Origin of the sequence: Streptomyces ficellus (assembly GCF_009739905.1) — a bacterium.
Taxonomy (GTDB): Bacteria; Actinomycetota; Actinomycetes; order Streptomycetales; family Streptomycetaceae; genus Streptomyces; species Streptomyces ficellus_A.
Window position 1 is genome coordinate 1,863,745 of record NZ_CP034279.1, and the last position, 15,754, is coordinate 1,879,498.

11 protein-coding genes are annotated in these 15,754 nt (G+C 72.5%); all 11 read right to left on the reverse strand.

All coding sequences use genetic code 11. From position 1 onward, the window contains the following. Positions 1 to 104 precede the first annotated feature (104 nt). Positions 105 to 1,805, reverse strand: a complete 1,701-nt coding sequence (locus EIZ62_RS07980) for a proline--tRNA ligase (RefSeq protein ID WP_156692016.1) — start codon at positions 1,803 to 1,805, stop codon at positions 105 to 107. Between the two features lie 68 nt (positions 1,806 to 1,873). Next, complete coding sequence (locus EIZ62_RS32820) at positions 1,874 to 2,431, reverse strand: GNAT family N-acetyltransferase (protein ID WP_156692017.1); 558 nt, start codon at positions 2,429 to 2,431, stop codon at positions 1,874 to 1,876. A gap of 22 nt (positions 2,432 to 2,453) precedes the next feature. After that, complete coding sequence (locus tag EIZ62_RS07990) at positions 2,454 to 3,299, reverse strand: GNAT family N-acetyltransferase (RefSeq protein ID WP_156692018.1); 846 nt, start codon at positions 3,297 to 3,299, stop codon at positions 2,454 to 2,456. Positions 3,300 to 4,002: 703 nt separating this feature from the next. After that, on the reverse strand, positions 4,003 to 5,157 hold the full coding sequence (gene ispG / locus EIZ62_RS07995; RefSeq protein ID WP_156692019.1) for a flavodoxin-dependent (E)-4-hydroxy-3-methylbut-2-enyl-diphosphate synthase: 1,155 nt from the start codon (positions 5,155 to 5,157) through the stop codon (positions 4,003 to 4,005). A gap of 138 nt (positions 5,158 to 5,295) precedes the next feature. Continuing rightward, positions 5,296 to 6,597, reverse strand: a complete 1,302-nt coding sequence (locus tag EIZ62_RS08000; protein WP_156692020.1) for a M50 family metallopeptidase — start codon at positions 6,595 to 6,597, stop codon at positions 5,296 to 5,298. Beyond that, positions 6,594 to 7,844, reverse strand: a complete 1,251-nt coding sequence (dxr, locus tag EIZ62_RS08005) for a 1-deoxy-D-xylulose-5-phosphate reductoisomerase (RefSeq protein ID WP_156692021.1) — start codon at positions 7,842 to 7,844, stop codon at positions 6,594 to 6,596. Before dxr ends, EIZ62_RS08000 begins: the two co-directional genes overlap by 4 nt. 46 nt (positions 7,845 to 7,890) lie before the next feature. Continuing rightward, positions 7,891 to 9,120 carry a 3-phosphoshikimate 1-carboxyvinyltransferase gene (gene aroA / locus EIZ62_RS08010; protein ID WP_156692022.1) on the reverse strand — a complete coding sequence of 410 codons (1,230 nt, stop codon included), beginning with the start codon at positions 9,118 to 9,120 and terminating at the stop codon, positions 7,891 to 7,893. Between the two features lie 54 nt (positions 9,121 to 9,174). Then, entirely contained in the window at positions 9,175 to 11,112 is a 1,938-nt protein-coding gene (locus EIZ62_RS08015) for an acyl-CoA dehydrogenase family protein (RefSeq protein ID WP_156692023.1), read from the reverse strand. A 160-nt stretch (positions 11,113 to 11,272) separates the two neighbouring features. Continuing rightward, positions 11,273 to 12,715 (reverse strand): aldehyde dehydrogenase family protein, encoded by a 1,443-nt coding sequence (locus EIZ62_RS08020; protein ID WP_156692024.1) that lies wholly within the window; start codon positions 12,713 to 12,715, stop codon positions 11,273 to 11,275. Between the two features lie 109 nt (positions 12,716 to 12,824). After that, a complete protein-coding gene (locus EIZ62_RS08025) occupies positions 12,825 to 13,802 on the reverse strand; it encodes an EamA family transporter (protein ID WP_156692025.1) in 978 nt (325 codons plus the stop codon). Positions 13,803 to 14,105: 303 nt separating this feature from the next. Next, on the reverse strand, positions 14,106 to 15,671 hold the full coding sequence (locus tag EIZ62_RS08030; RefSeq protein ID WP_156696277.1) for a PucR family transcriptional regulator: 1,566 nt from the start codon (positions 15,669 to 15,671) through the stop codon (positions 14,106 to 14,108). Positions 15,672 to 15,754: the final 83 nt, after the last annotated feature.

A 15,754-nucleotide genomic window follows, 5' to 3' on the forward strand; every position in this document is an offset into this window, starting at 1 on the left:
GGGTGCCGGGCGACGGTGACGCGTGCGTCGGGCGGCTCCGGGCCGGGCACCGGGCGCCGGGACGCGTGGGCCCGGCGCCCGGTGCGGAGTGGCGCGTGCGCGCGTTACGCCGAGAGGCGGGCGATCGCCTCGTCGACCGTCAGCTCCTCGCGCTCACCGGTGCGGCGGTCCTTCAGCTCGACAACGCCCTCACCGGAACGGCGGCCCGCGACGAGGATCTTCGGTACGCCGATCAGCTCCGCGTCCGTGAACTTCACGCCCGGCGACACCCCAGCCCGGTCGTCCACCAGGACCCGCAGGCCGGCCGCCTTCAGCTTCTCCGACACGTCCAGCGCCAGCTCCGTCTGGAGCGCCTTGCCGGCCGCCACGACGTGCACGTCCGCCGGGGCGATCTCGCGGGGCCAGCACAGGCCCTGCTCGTCGGCGTGCTGCTCGGCCAGGGCCGCCACCGCGCGGGAGACGCCGATGCCGTACGAGCCCATGGTGACGCGGACCGGCTTGCCGTTCTGGCCAAGGACGTCGAGCTGGAAGGCGTCGGCGTACTTGCGGCCCAGCTGGAAGATGTGGCCGATCTCGATGGCGCGGTCGATCTTCAGGTCGGAGCCGCAGTTCGGGCAGGGGTCGCCCTCCTCCACGACCACGACGTCCAGGTACTGGTCGACCTCGAAGTCACGTCCGGCGACGACGTTCCTCGCGTGCTTGCCGGGCTTGTTGGCGCCGGTGATCCAGGCCGTGCCGGACGAGACGCGCGGGTCGGCGAGGTACCGGACCTTGTCCAGGCCCTGCGGGCCGACGTAGCCGCGCACCAGGTCGTCGCGGCCCTCGAAGTCCTCCGCGGTGACCAGCTCGACGGTGGCCGGGGCCAGGTGGTCCTCCAGCTTGCCGAGGTCCACCTCGCGGTCGCCGGGCACACCGACGGCCACGATCTCGCCGTCCACCTTGACCAGCAGGTTCTTCAGCGTGTGGGAGGCCGGGACGTCCAGGTGCGCGGCGAGGGTCTCGATGGTCGGCGTGTCGGGGGTGTCCAGCTCCTCGACCGGGCCGTGCGCCGCGGGGTCCTCGGGCTGCTGCTTGAACGTGACGGCCTCGGTGTTGGCGGCGTAGTCACAGTTCGGGCAGTAGACGAAGGTGTCCTCACCGGCGGCGGCCGGGGCCAGGAACTCCTCCGACGCGGAACCGCCCATCGCGCCCGACACCGCCGAAACGATCTTGTGGCGCAGGCCGAGCCGGTCGAAGATCTTGATGTACGCCTCGCGGTGCAGCGCGTACGACTCCGCCAGGCCCTCGTCCGTGGTGTCGAAGGAGTACGAGTCCTTCATCTGGAACTCACGGCCGCGCAGGATGCCCGAACGGGGACGCGCCTCGTCGCGGTACTTCGTCTGGATCTGGTAGAGGATCACCGGCAGGTCCTTGTAGGACGTGCACTGGTCCTTGACCAGCTGCGTGAAGATCTCCTCGTGGGTCGGGCCCAGGAGGTAGTCGCCGCCCTTGCGGTCCTGGAGGCGGAACAGTTCGGCGCCGTACTCGTTCCAGCGGCCCGTCGCCTCGTACGGCTCCTTCGGCAGCAGCGCGGGCAGCAGGACCTCCTGCGCGCCGATCGCGTCCATCTCCTCGCGCACCACGCGCGACACGTTCTCCAGGACCTTCATGCCCAGCGGCAGCCACGACCAGATGCCCGCGGCGTTGCGGCGGACGTAACCGGCGCGAACGAGCAGCTTGTGGCTGAGCGTCTCGGCGTCCGCCGGGTCGTCGCGCAGTGTCTTGACCATCAACCGGGACATGCGCTGGACCTGGGCCTGGGCCATGGGAAACTCTCCTGCGGTGAAAAGTGTGATGGCTAGGAGGTTAGCTCCGGGGCGGCTGTCGGCGGAAATCAGTTCCGCCCGGCGGACCCCGCCCGGCGCGGTAGCGGCAGCGGCGCGCCCATCACCGCGTACGGCTTCGCGGCGCTCGGGAAATGCACCCGGCGGGCCAGGTCCTGGTAGCCCAGGGCGCGGTAGAGGAACCGGGCCGGATTCTCCACGTCGATCGCGGAGAGGATCGACCGGGGCTGCTCGGCGGCGTCAGTGATCGTGGTGATCAGCTCACGGCCCACGCCCCGGCCCTGGAAACCGGGGTGCACGTGGAGCTCGGTGATGACGAAGGAATCGTCCAGCCAGCCGCCGTGGCCCTCCCGGACCAGATACGGCTGGACCACCGTCGACCACCAGTGCAAACGATCGTTGGGCATCCCGTACACGAACCCGACCAGCCGCCCGGCGGGCGTCGTCGCCCCGTAGGCGCACGCCCCCGGGCTCTGGAGATGGCGCAGCACGATGTGGCGGCGCACCGCGACCTCGTCCTCGGACAGCCCGAAGGCGAGGGCCTGCACCGCGAGCGCGGCGTCCACGTGCGCGGCGAGGTCGAGCGGTCGGACCACGACGTCATCCATGCGACCGAACCTTACAAGCGGATCAGAAGAGCACGCTCATGAAGGCGCCGACCTCCTGGAACCCGACGCGGCGGTACGCGGCCCTGGCCGGCAGGTTGTAGTCGTTGACGTACAGCGAGACCACCGGCGAGACGTCCGCGAGCGCGTACCGCAGCACCGCCGCCATACCCGTCTCCGACAGGCCCCGGCCGCGGTACTCGGGCGCCACCCAGACGCCCTGGATCTGGCAGGCCTGCGGGGTCGCCGCGCCGATCTCCGCCTTGAAGACGACCTTGCCGTCCTCGATGCGGGCGAAGGAGCGGCCGGTGCCGACGAGTTCCGCGACGCGCGCCTGGTAAAGCAGGCCGCCGTCACCCGCCATCGGCGAGACGCCGACCTCCTCCGTGAACATGGCCACGCACGCCGGCATGATCACGTCCATCTCGTCCTTGCGGATCCGGCGGACGAACGGATCGGGCTCGACGTCCGGGGACGGCCGGTCGGTCACCATCAGCGGCTGGTGCGCGCGGACGTCCCGGGCGGGGCCCCAACTCGGCTCGAGGAGCCGCCACAGCTGGGCCGTCGGTTCGGCCGGGCCGACGATCGACGAGCAGCGGCGCCCGGCCCGGCGGGCGCGGTCCGCGAACGCGCGGACTGCTTCGGGGGTGGCGCAGATCGGGACCAGGTTCGCGCCGGAGTAGCAGAGCGAGCGGAGACGGCCGTCGGTGTACCAGCCCCACATCTCGCCGCCGAGGCGCCACGGGTCCAGCCCCGCGACCTGCACGCGGGAGGTCACGAACGCGTTGTCGACGGGCTCGCTCTCCAGCACGGCGAGCGCGGCGCCGAGGTCGCTGGGCTCGAGGACCCGGGTGGTGGTCTGCGTCAACACGAGGGGGCCTCACCATGCGTTCCATACGGGTCCTGGCACTGTACCTGGCGACCCGCCGCGAACGGCAGGCCAGCGCGAGCGCCTCACGGCGGAACGGCGCGCTCCCGGCCCGGCCGGTGGGGCGGAGCCCCGTCTCGCCCGCCCTCCCGTTACGGGCTCGCCCGCAGGGGCGCCCACCCCGCCCCGTTGTGGGCGGGTGCCCAGCTGGGCTCGCTGTGGGCGGGTGCCCAGCTGGGCTCGCTGTGGGCGGGTGCCCAGCTGGGCTCGCTGTGGGCGGGTGCCCCGCCGGGTCCCCGGCCCCGTTGTGGGCAAGCACCCTGCCGGTCTCGTTGTGGGCAATCGTCCCGCTAGGGCGGGACGGGTGGGCACAACGGGACCGGGGCGGTGCCTGTCGTCGGTTCGCCCTGGGGCGGTGCCCGTTCCCGGTTCGCCTGCGGGCGGTGCCTCGGCCCGGTGACCCCCGGTGGGTGGGGGGCGTGGCCCCTCCGGGCTCGCCTCCTCGGGGCCGGCGGCCTCGGGTTACGGGTAGGGGAGCCCCGGTAACGCCGCCGGTCCCCTGCGGGGGCGACCCTGCACGGCCCCACCCCGGGCGCGTCGCCGGGTGCGGGGCCGTGGGTGGTGCGGCACGGCCCCGCCCCCGGTGCGTCGCCGGGTGCGGGGCCGTGGGTGGGGCGGTACGCCCCGGTGCGGGGCGGTAGTGGCGTCAGCTGACGGTGACGGCGGGTTCGCCGGAGGTCACGCCGTCCTTCTCCATCTGCTCGGCGATCTTCAGCGCCTCTTCGATCAGCGTCTCGACGATCTTGGACTCGGGGACGGTCTTGATGACCTCGCCCTTCACGAAGATCTGCCCCTTGCCGTTGCCCGAGGCGACACCGAGGTCGGCCTCACGGGCCTCACCCGGACCGTTGACGACGCAGCCCATGACCGCGACGCGCAGCGGGACCTCCATGCCCTCCAGGCCCGCGCTGACCTGGTCGGCCAGCTTGTAGACGTCGACCTGGGCACGCCCGCACGACGGGCAGGACACGATCTCCAGACGACGCTGACGGAGGTTGAGGGATTCGAGGATCTGGATGCCGACCTTGACCTCCTCGGCCGGCGGGGCCGACAGGGAGACGCGGATGGTGTCGCCGATGCCCTCGGAGAGCAGGGCGCCGAAGGCGACGGCCGACTTGATGGTGCCCTGGAAGGCCGGGCCGGCCTCGGTGACGCCGAGGTGCAGCGGGTAGTCGCACTGGGCGGCGAGCTGCCGGTAGGCGTTGACCATGACGACCGGGTCGTTGTGCTTGACCGAGATCTTGATGTCGCGGAAGCCGTGCTCCTCGAACAGGGACGCCTCCCAGAGGGCCGACTCGACGAGCGCCTCGGGGGTGGCCTTGCCGTACTTCTCCAGCAGGCGGCGGTCGAGGGAGCCCGCGTTGACGCCGATGCGGATCGGGGTGCCCGCGTCGCCGGCGGCCTTGGCGATCTCCTTGACCTTGTCGTCGAACTGCTTGATGTTGCCCGGGTTGACCCGGACGGCCGCGCAGCCCGCGTCGATGGCGGCGAAGACGTACTTCGGCTGGAAGTGGATGTCGGCGATGACCGGGATCTGCGACTTGCGGGCGATCGTGGAGAGGGCGTCGGCGTCGTCCTGCGTGGGGCAGGCGACGCGGACGATCTGGCAGCCGGACGCGGTCAGCTCGGCGATCTGCTGGAGCGTGGCACCGATGTCGGAGGTGCGCGTCGTCGTCATCGACTGCACCGACACGGGCGCGTCGCCGCCCACGGCCACCGAGCCGACCTGGATCTTGCGGCTGACGCGGCGGTCGGCCAGCTTGGTCGGAACGGACGGGATACCGAGAGAAATCGCGGTCATCTGCTGTGCAACCCCAAGGTGTGGATCGAGGTCCCGAGATCGGCGGGCTCCGGCTTCGAGGTTACAGGCCCTCGATGACACGGCCGGACACCGCGGGGTGTCCGGCCGTTGTCGTTCACGCGTACGTACGCCGTGGGTCTACGAGATTTTTACCGGGTTGACGATGTCCGCGACCAGTACGAGCAGGGTGAAGCAGATGAAGACGCCCGCGACGACGTAGGCGACCGGCATGAGCTTGGCCACGTCGAACGGGCCCGGGTCGGGGCGCCGGAAGAGCTTGGCCACGTTGCGGCGTACGGATTCCCAGAGGGCGCCCGCGATGTGCCCGCCGTCCAGGGGCAGCAGGGGCAGCATGTTGAACAGGAAGAGGGAGAGGTTGAAGCCGGCCAGCAGGGTCAGGAACGTGGCGATGATGTTCTGGGTGGGGATGTCCAGGTTCATCACCTCGCCGCTGATCCGGGCGGCGCCGACGACGCCCACCGGGGAGTCCGCCTTGCGCTCACCGTCACTGAAGGCGGCGTTCCACAGGTCGGGGATCTTGGTCGGGAGCGCGACGATCGACTCGACGCCGTTCTCGATCATGTCCCCCATGCGGTCCACGGACTGGCCGAAGCTGAGCGGCAGGATCTCCGTCTTGGCGGCGAAGCCGAGGTAGCCGGCCGCCACGTACTTGTCGGCGACGACCTCCCCGTCGGCGTCCTTCTGGACCACGAGGTTCTTGATGAGGGTGGGGTGGAGGGTCAGCTCCTGGCCGTCGCGGACGACGGTGAGGTCGGCGGGGCCGATGGTGTCGCGGATGCGCTCGGAGAGCGTGGCCCAGTCGTCGACGGGCTTGCCGTCGAACGCGACGATCTTGTCGCCGGTCCTCAGTCCGGCGGCGTGGGCCGGCGACACCGGGTCGCCCTTGGCGCAGGTGTCGCGCTTCTCGCTCTGCTCGATCACGCACTTCTGCACGCCGGCGACCTCGGTGGTCTGGGTGGCGTACCCGAAGGTCATGGAGACGCCGAGGAAGATCGCGACGGCGAGGATCAGGTTCATGAACGGGCCGGCGAACATGACGATGACGCGCTTCCACGGCTTGCGCGTGTAGAACAGCCGCGTCTCGTCGCCGGGCTGGAGCTCCTCGTACGCCGCCGAGCGGGCGTCCTCGATCATGCCGCGGAACGGTGAGGTGGAGCGGGCCTCTATGCGGCCGTCGTCGCCGGGCGGGAACATCCCGATCATGCGGATGTAGCCGCCGGCGGGGATGGCCTTGATGCCGTACTCCGTCTCGCCCTTCTTCCGCGACCAGAGGGTGGGGCCGAAGCCCACCATGTACTGCGGGACGCGGATGCCGAAGAGCTTGGCCGTGGACAGGTGGCCGAGCTCGTGCCAGGCGATGGAGAGGAGCAGCCCGACCGCGAAGAGCGCGATGCCGAGGAGCGTCAACAGAAGTGTCATGCGCGGGCCTCCGCGGTCGCCTTCGCCGTCAGTTCACGGGCCCGGGCGCGCGCCCAGGTCTCCGCCTCCAGGACGTCCTGCGTGGTGAGGGAGGTTCCCTCGGTGGGGGTGCCGTGCTCGGTGACGACCGCCGTGACGGTGTCCATGATGCCGTTGAACGGGAGCCGCCCGGCGAGGAAGGCCTCCACGCACTCCTCGTTGGCCGCGTTGAAGACGGCCGGGGCCGTGCCGCCCAGCTCACCGACGTGCCGGGCGAGCCCGACGGAGGGGAAGGCCTCGGTGTCGAGGGGGAAGAACTCCCAGGTGGAGGCGGTGGACCAGTCGAAGGCGGGCGCGGCGTCCGGGACGCGCTCGGGCCAGCCGATGCCGATGGCGATCGGGCCGCGCATGTCGGGCGGCGTCGCCTGGGCGAGGGTGGACCCGTCGGTGAACTCAACCATCGAGTGAACATACGACTGCGGGTGGACGACCACCTCAATGCGGTCGAAGGGAATGTCGTAGAGCAGGTGCGCCTCGATGACTTCCAGGCCCTTGTTGACGAGCGTCGCGCTGTTGACCGTGATCACCGGCCCCATGGCCCAGGTGGGGTGGGCGAGGGCGTCCTCGCGGGTGACGTGGTCCAGCTCCGCCCTCGTACGGCCGCGGAAGGGGCCGCCGGACGCGGTGACGACCAGCTTGCGGACGTCGGCCCGGGTGCCGGCGGCCAGCGCCTGGAACAGCGCGGCGTGCTCGGAGTCCACGGGGATGATCTGGCCCGGCTTGGCGAGGGCCTTCACCAGCGGGCCGCCGACGATCAGCGACTCCTTGTTGGCGAGGGCGAGGGTGCGGCCCGCTTCGAGGGCGGCGAGCGTCGGCGCGAGGCCGATGGAGCCGGTGATGCCGTTGAGCACGGTGTGGCAGCCGGAGGCCGCCACCTGGGTGGCGGCGTCCGGCCCGGCGAGGATCTCGGGCAGCGGCTCGGAGCCGTACTGCTCCGCCAGCGCCTCCCGCAGCGCGGGCACCGCCTCCTCGCGCGCCACGGCCACCGTCCGCACCCGCAGGCGGCGGGCCTGCTCGGCGAGGAGCGCCGCCCGGCCGCCGGCGGCGGACAGGGCGGTGACGCGGAAGCGGTCGGGGTTGCGCAGCACCAGGTCGATGGCCTGGGTGCCGATGGACCCGGTGGAGCCGAGGACGACGATGTCCCGGCGGCCTTCGGAGGGGTCGAAGGCGATGTGCGGGTCTGCGAGGGGGGCTGGGCTGTCGCTCATGCCCCCATTCTTGCCGCATCCGCGCCGCGCCCGGACCCCGGCGTCCCTATGCGGGGGACGTGAACCGCTTCCAGTGGGCGTGGAAGCCGGGGAAGGTCTTGCGTACGCAGCCGGGGTCGTCGAAGGAGATGCCGGGGGTGCGCAGGCCCGTGACGGCGAAGGACATCACGATGCGGTGGTCGCCGTGCGTGGTGATCTCGGCGGGGGCCGGGGTGCCGGGGTGGATCTCGATCCAGTCGGGGCCGGTGGTGGCGGTGATGCCGAGGCGGCGGAGGTTCTGGGCGCAGGCCTCCAGTCGGTCGCACTCCTTGACGCGGGTGTTGGCGACGTCCTCGATGCGTACGGGGCCGTCCGCGTAGGGCGCGAGGGCGGCGAGGGTGGGCATGGTGTCGGAGATGTCCCGCATGGTGACGGTGAGGCCGTTCAGGCGGCCGGTGCCGCGGACGGTGGTGGCGCGGTCGGTGATCGTGACGTCGGCGCCCATGCGGCGCAGCACGTCGGTGAAGCCGAGGTCGCCCTGGAGGGCGCCGGTGCCGAGGCCGGGGACGGTGACCTCGCGGCCGGTGAGCGCGGCGGCGGCGAAGAAGTAGCTGGAGGTGGAGGCGTCGGGCTCGATGGCGTAGGTGGTGGCGCGGTAGCCGGTGGGCGGGACGGTGAAGACGTGGCCGTCGCGGGTGGGTTCGGCGCCGAAGGCGCGCATCATCGCGAGGGTGATCTCGACGTACGGCTCGGAGACGAGGTCGGTGACCGTGATGGTGAGGCCCTCGGCGGTGAGCGGGCCGAGCATCAGCAGGGCGGTGAGGTACTGGGAGGATTGGCCGGCGTCCAGGGTGAGCGCGCCGCCCTTGATGCCGGCGGCGGCGATCCGCAGCGGGTGGTGGCCCTCGGCGTCCTCGTGGCGGAGGTCGACGCCGAGGGTGCGCAGGGCCTCGGTGAGCGGGCCGAGGGGGCGGCGGCGCATCTGCGCGGAGGCGTCGAACCGGAAGTCGCCGTGTCCGGCGGCGGCGAGCGCGGGCAGGAACCGGGCGGTGGTGGCGCCGTCGCGGCAGTAGACGTCGGCGGTGCCGGCGGGGGGCCCGGCGGGGCGGCCCTGGATGTGCCAGGCGTCGGGGGTGCGGTCGACGGCGTACCCGAGGGTGGTGAGTCCTTCGGCGAACCCCTCGGTGTCGTCGGACACCAGCGGGCGCAGGAGGGTGGTGGTGCCGTCGGCCGCGGCGGCGAGGAAGAGGGCGCGGGCGGTGACGGACTTGGAGCCGGGGATGTCGATGACGGTCACGGCGCCCATCCTGCCGTCCGGGGGCGGGTGGGCGCCGCGCGTCTCACGGGCTGGTCAGCGGATGGGACGGTGGACGTTCTCCCTGGTGGTGGGGCCGGGGGTGGCGTCGGCGATCCAGGGGCCGTCGCCGCTGGGGTCGATGATCCCGTCCTCCAGCCAGCTGTAGGTGCCGGACAGGACGCCCTTGACGACCTTGCGGTCGAGGTCGTCGGTGTTGCTCCACAGGCGGCCGAACAGCTCTTCGACGCGGATGCGGGACTGGCGGCAGAAGACGTCCGCGAGCTGGTAGGCCTCGCGGCCGTGCGCCTCGGTGGTGCGCAGCAGTTCGGCGCGTACGCAGGCGGCGCTCATGGCGAACAGTTCGGCGCCGATGTCGACGATCCGCCCGAGGAAGCCCTGCTTGGTCTCCATGCGGCCCTGCCAGCGGGACATGGCGTAGAAGGTGGAGCGGGCGAGCTTGCGGGAGGTGCGCTCGACGTAGCGGAGGTGGGTGGCGAGGTCGGCGTGGCCGGCGGGGTGGAAGTCGGCGTAGGCGCGGGGCAGCTGGCCGGGTCCGGCCACGAGTTTCGGCAGCCAGCGGGCGTAGAAGACACCGGCCTGGGCGCCGGCCTTCGCCTTGTCGCCGAGGGTCTTGTCGGGGTCGATGATGTCGCCGGCGACGGCGAGGTGGGCGTCGACGGCCTCCCGGGCGATCAGCAGGTGCATGATCTCGGTGGAGCCCTCGAAGATGCGGTTGATGCGCAGGTCGCGCAGGAGCTGTTCGGCGGGTACGGCGCGTTCGCCGCGGGCGGCGAGGGACTCGGCGGTCTCGTAGCCGCGGCCGCCGCGGATCTGGACCAGTTCGTCGGCGATGAGCCAGGCCATCTCGGAGCCGTACAGCTTGGCGAGGGCCGCTTCGATGCGGATGTCGTTGCGGTCCTCGTCGGCCATCTGGCTGGAGAGGTCGACGACGGCTTCGAGGGCGAAGGTGGTGGCGGCGATGAAGGAGATCTTCGCGCCGACGGCTTCGTGCGCGGCGACGGGCTTGCCCCACTGTTCGCGTACGGAGGACCATTCGCGGGCGATCTTCAGGCACCACTTGCCGGCGCCGACGCACATGGCGGGCAGGGACAGGCGCCCGGTGTTGAGCGTGGTGAGGGCGATCTTCAGGCCGGCGCCCTCGGGGCCGATGCGGTTGGCGGCGGGGACGCGGACCTGGTGGAAGCGGGTGACGCCGTTCTCCAGGCCGCGCAGGCCCATGAAGGCGTTGCGGTTCTCGACGGTGACGCCCTCGGAGCCGGCCTCGACGATGAACGCGGTGATGCCGCCCTTGTGGCCCTCGAACTTCGGTACGCGGGCCATGACGACCATCAGGTCGGCGACGACTCCGTTGGTGGTCCACAGCTTGACGCCGTCGATGACGTAGTCGTCGCCGTCGGGGACGGCGGTGGTGGCCAGGCGGGCGGGGTCGGAGCCGACGTCGGGCTCGGTGAGCAGGAAGGCGGAGATGTCGGTCCGGGCGAGGCGGGGGAGGTAGGTCTCCTTCTGCTCGGGCGTGCCGAACTGTTTGAGCGGCTGCGGTAGGCCGATCGACTGATGGGCGGAGAGCAGGGCGCCGACGGCGGGGCTGACGGAACCGACCAGGGCCAGGGCCTTGTTGTAGTACACCTGGGTGAGGCCGAGGCCGCCGTACTTGGTGTCGATCTTCATGCCGAGGGCGCCGATCTCCTTGAGACCGTCGATCACGGCGTCCGGGATGCGGGCCTCCCGCTCGATCAGGGCACCGTCGATCTTGGTCTCGCAGAAGTCGCGGAGTTTGGCGAGGAATTCCTCGCCCCGCTGGGCCTGCTCGGTGGCGGGCATCGGGTGCGGGTGGATCAGGTCGAGCCGGAAGCGGCCCAGGAACAGCTCCTTGGCGAAACTGGGCTTGCGCCAGTCCTGTTCACGGGCCGCCTCGGCGACCTGGCGGGCTTCGCGCTCGGAGACTTTGGGCTTGTGGTGGGGGCCGGACATGGTGGGCTCACCTCGCCGCGTTCGGGGGCGGCCGGCCGGTGGTCCTACCGACCGGTGCTACCCGACCGTATTACCCGATCGCGGCGGGTACGAAAAGACGGCCGGAGCCCCCGCACAGTGGGCTCCGGCCGCCGGTCTGGGCCGTACGAGTGACGTGTGGTTACAGGGCCAGGCCCGTGAGGACCAGCACGCGCTCGTAGGTGTAGTCGTCCATCGCGAACCGCACGCCCTCGCGGCCGACGCCGGACTGCTTGGCGCCGCCGTACGGCATCTGGTCGGCGCGGTACGACGGGACGTCGCCGATGATCACGCCGCCGACCTCGAGGGCGCGGTGGGCGCGGAAGGCGGTCTGGAGGTCGTGGGTGAACACGCCCGCCTGGAGGCCGAACTTGGAGTCGTTGACCTTGGCGAACGCGTCGGCCTCGCCGTCGGCCTTCTGGAGGGTGAGGACCGGGCCGAAGACCTCCTCGCAGGCGAGGGTGACATCGGCGGGCAGGTTCTCCAGGACGGTCGGGGCGTAGGTGGCGCCGTCGCGCTTGCCGCCGGTGAGCAGCCCGGCACCGGCGTTGACGGCCTCGTCGACCCAGGCCTCGACGCGCTTGGCGGCGTCCTCGCTGACCAGCGGGCCGACGTCGGTGGAGTCGTCGGACGGGTCACCGGTGCCCTGGGCCTCGACCGCGGTGACGACCTTGGCGACCAGGCGGTCGTAGACGGAGGCGTCGGCGATGACCCGCTGGACGGAGATGCAGGACTGGCCGCCCTGGTAGTTGGAGAAGGTGGCGATGCGGGTCGCCGCCCAGTCCAGGTCCTCCTCGCTGGACCAGTCGCCGAGGACGACGGCGGCGCCGTTGCCGCCCAGCTCCAGGGTGCAGTGCTTGCGCGGCACGGACTCCTGGATGGCGTAGCCGACCTTGTCGGAGCCGGTGAAGGAGATGACGGGCAGGCGCTCGTCCTGGACCAGGGCCGGCATGCGGTCGTTGGTGACCGGCAGGATCGACCAGGAGCCGGCCGGCAGGTCGGTCTCGGCGAGCAGCTCACCCAGGATCAGACCGGAGAGCGGGGTGGCCGGGGCGGGCTTGAGGATGATGGGCGCGCCGACGGCGATGGCCGGGGCGATCTTGTGGGCGCACAGGTTCAGCGGGAAGTTGAACGGCGCGATGCCGAGGACGACGCCCTTGGGGAAGCGGCGCGTGAGGCCCAGGCGGCCGGTGCCGCCGGCGTCGGTGTCGAGGCGCTGGGCCTCGCCGCCGTTGAAGCGGCGGGCCTCTTCGGCGGCGAAGCGGAACACGGAGACGGCGCGGCCGACCTCGCCGCGGGCCCACTTGATGGGCTTGCCGTTCTCGGCGGAGATCAGCTGGGCGATCTCCTCGGTGCGCTCGGCGAGCCGCTTCGACACGTGGTCGAGGGCGGCGGCGCGGACGTGGGCCGGGGTGGCGGCGAACTCGTCGATCACCGCGTGGGCGGCGGCCACGGCCTCTTCGACCTGGGCCTCGGTGGGCACGCTCACCCGGCCGACGGTGCGGCCGTCCCAGGGGGAGGTGACGTCGAAGGCGGTCTCGCCGGTGGCCTGGCGGCCGGCGAGCCAGAAGGCGGTGGCAGTCATGAGTGAATCCGGCCCTTTCGAAGCTGTGCGGGGTGGGGGCTTCCTCTGCTCACACGGTAGGGCCGGTCGGCCGCGCGGTCGCTTGTCCGGGATGGAGTGGTGCCGGGGCTCAGTTTCGCCGTTCCGTACTGACGATGAGGCACACCCCGGCCACGACGACGGCGCCGCCCAGCGCGATGGGCCAGGTCACGGCTTCGCCGAGGATGAGGGCGCCGAGGGCGACGGCGACGACGGGGTTGACGTAGGCGTAGGTGGCGACCAGGGACAGCGGGGCGGTCTGGAGCAGCCAGGCGTACGCGGTGAAGGCGATCAGCGAGCCGAAGAGGACGAGGTAGGCGAACGCGGTCCAGGAGCGGGCGGAGACGTCGGCCAGCTCCAGGCCGTGGTGCTCGCCGCGGACGAGGCCGACGAGCAGGCACCCGAGGCCGCCGGCGACCATCTCGTACGCGCTCGCCGTGAAGGGGTTGGCGGGCATCGGCATGCGGGAGGCGGAGAAGGACCCGGCCGACCACAGGACGGACGCCACGACGACGGTGAGCACCCCGCCGATCCGCACCTCGCCGCTGAGGCCGGGGAGGGTGAGGACGGCGAGCCCGGCGAGGCCGAGGAGGACCCCGGCGTACGCGCCGGCGCCGGGCCGCTCCCCGAAGACGGTACGGAGCACGACGACCCAGGCGGGCACGATCGCCACGAGCAGGGCGGCCAGCCCGGAGGGGACGGACGTCTCGGCGAGGACGACGAGCCCGTTGCCACCGAGGAGCAGCAGCAGTCCGACGACGGCGGCGGAGGCGAGCTGCCGGGGCGCGACCTTCAGGACGCCGATCCCCTTCCGCCAGGCCAGCAGCGCGGCGAGCAGCACGCCGGCGACGACGAAACGGCCGCCCGCGGAGAGGAAGGGCGGCATGGTCTCGACGACGACCCGGATGCCGAGGTACGTGGACCCCCACACCACGTACACGATCGCCAGCGCGGCCCACACGGCACCGGTGATGCGGCGGGCGGCCGGCTTTCGCGGCGGGCGGCGGGCGCGGTCGGAGGTGGCGGGGGCGGCGGGGGTGGGGGCGGGATCCGCGGCGGGGCTTGTCATGCACCGGAGGTTAGGGAGTTGCCGGGTGGAACGGCAATGATTTTGCCCGGATGCGGGCAGGGATCCGGCTTTCGGTGGCCGCGCCCCACCCGCCGGCCCGCAGTCGGCGACGTACCCGGGGCGGGGCCGTGCAGGGTCGCCCCCGCAGGGGTTGGCGGCTTCGGCGGGGCTCCCTTTCCCGTCACCCAGGGCCGCCGGCCCCGAGGGGGCGAGCCCGGAGGGGCCACGCCCCCCATCCACCGGCAGTGTCCGCCGCCCACCGGCACCGCCGGTCGGATGCCGGCTGCGGGTCGCGGGTGGGGGTCAGGGCGTCGGGGCGCCGCCCGTCGCCTTGAGGGCCAGCCAGAGCTCCATTCGTACGTCGGGGTCGTCCAGCGAGCGGCCCAGGATCTCCTCGACGCGGCGCATGCGGTACCGGAGCGTGTGCCGGTGGACGCCCAGGTCCGCGGCGGCGGCGTCCCACTGGCCGTGGCGGGAGAGCCAGGCGCGCAGGGAGGCGACCAGATCGCCGCGACCGGTCGCGTCGTGTTCGTACAGCGCCCGCAGCATGCCGTCGGCGAACGCGCGCACCGCGTCGTCGGCGAGCAGGGGCAGGACCGACCCGGCCGCCAGCTCCTCGTGCTCGACCAGGGCGCGGCCCCGGCGGCGGGCCACCGACAGCGCCTGTTCGGCCTGCTTGTAGGCGGTCGCGGCGGCGATGGGCCCGGTCGGGGCCGACAGGCCGATCATCACCCCGGCCTCCTCCGCCTCCTGCGCGGCGTACGTCTCGCAGGCCCCGGCCACCGCTCCCCCGTCCCCCGCGAGGACCACCAGCCGCTCGTTCCCCTCGGGCACTGCCAGCACCGCCTCGCCCGTGCTGGCAGCCGCGGCCTCCAAGGACTCGGCGAGTGCGCCGAGCGGCGCTTCCGCGGCCGGGTCGCGGTCGGCCTGGGGGGCCGGTTCGGCGATCAGCAGCCGGAACGGGGCGTCGAGCAGGCCCCCGTACAGGTCTCCGGCGACCGCCCTGGCGTGGTCGGGTTCGCCGGCCAGCATCATGCGCAGCACCGCCACGCCGAGCCGCTGCTCGGCCGCCTGGAGGGAGCGGGAGCGCTCGGTGGTGAGCGTGAGCAGGGCGATGGCGGAGTGGACGGCGTATCGTTCCGCCGTTCCGAGCGGCGCGCCCGTGCCGACGGCGAGGGCGCCGCGCACCCGGCGGCCGCTGCCGAGCGACTGGAGCTCCACGCGGTCGTCGGTGCCGCCGACCACCGCGCTCGCGGGCGCCGCGCGCTCGCGCAGCCGCTGTACGTCGGGGGTGAGGCGGGCCGCGCGGCGGGCGGCCCAGTCGGGCGCCGCGGCGAGGACGGCGCCGGACGCGTCGTACAGCGCGGCCCAGCCGTCCACGTGTGCGGCGAGCCGCACCACGACCGCGGCCGGGCCCTCGGCGAGGGCCGCCCGGGTCATCTCCCGCTGCGCCTCGAACCCGGCGGTCACGGCCCGGTACTGGTCCGCCGCGACCGCCGCGGACACCGCCTTGGCGATGGCGAGGAACGGGGTGCGGCGCGGCACCTCCAGCAGCGGCAGGCCCTCGTCACCGGCGGCGTCCACCAGGGCCTGCGGGGTCTCGTCGTAGTTGACGCCGACGGCGAACGCGAGCCCGACGACCCCGGCGTCGGACAGCCGCTTGACGTAGCGGCGCATGGCCTCGGGGTTCTCCGCGTCGAGCTTCATCGCGGTGACCATCAGCAGCTCACCGCCCTCCATGTAGGGGACGGGGTCGGCGAGCTCGCTGGAGTGCGCCCAGCGCACGGGCGTCTCGAGGCGGTCCTCCCCGGCGCGGACGGTGAGCTTCAGCGCCGAGTGCTGGACGAGCGAGGCGAGCGTGAGCGGCATGGCGGGTCCGTCGGACTTTCGGAAGGGGGTCACGGAAGGGTTTTACGCCGTCCCGTATGAACGACTCGCTTCAATTCTGCCAG